The organism is Vibrio sp. 1078-1 (assembly GCF_033340475.1).
The window spans coordinates 1-556 of record NZ_JAWOWM010000723.1 but is presented as its reverse complement, the minus strand read 5'-3'; the positions used below and the strand labels follow the sequence as shown (position 1 = coordinate 556).

Annotated in this window: 1 protein-coding gene; it reads left to right on the top strand. The window is 46.6% G+C overall.

The annotated features are described in order from the left end of the window. A partial coding sequence (locus R7190_RS29720; protein WP_318138187.1) for a helix-turn-helix domain-containing protein occupies positions 1-490 on the top strand: 490 nt, incomplete at its 5' end. Between the last annotated feature and the right edge of the window lie 66 nt (positions 491-556).

Below are 556 nucleotides of genomic sequence, written 5' to 3'. Positions count from 1 at the left end.
CCCGAAATTGGAGCGCGTATTTGGTGCGACGACCAAGGTTGATGCCGATGTTAAAGCGTTCGCAACGCTCATCCACTTACCAACGCTGGATGAACGCAAAGAAGATATTGGCCCACTTTACAAACACTTCGTACGTCATGCAGCAAGCCGTTATCAGCTGCAACCACCGCACATCAGTTTGGACGAAGTACGCCGAATTACAGAGCTTTCTTGGCCAGAAAACGTTAAACAACTGCGCCAATTTGCGGAGCTGCGCGCTCTCAAACCTGAGACTTTTCGCATGGAAGATTGGGACAGTGAAAAGAGCATCGAAATTCAGAGCATGACTCAACGCACAGAACACTTTGAATATTGTCTGTTATTTGATGCATTGCAGCGACACAGAGGCAGACTTAAAGAGGATCAACTAGAATTACAGATGTCACGCAAGACCTTGTACGACAAACTAAAAAAACATCAGTTGGACAAATCGAAGTTTAAGGCTCAGTAGCAATACCTCAAAATCTCTTCAGCCTTTCAGCAAGAACGGGCTGAAGCCAGACGGGTAACCAGAGCG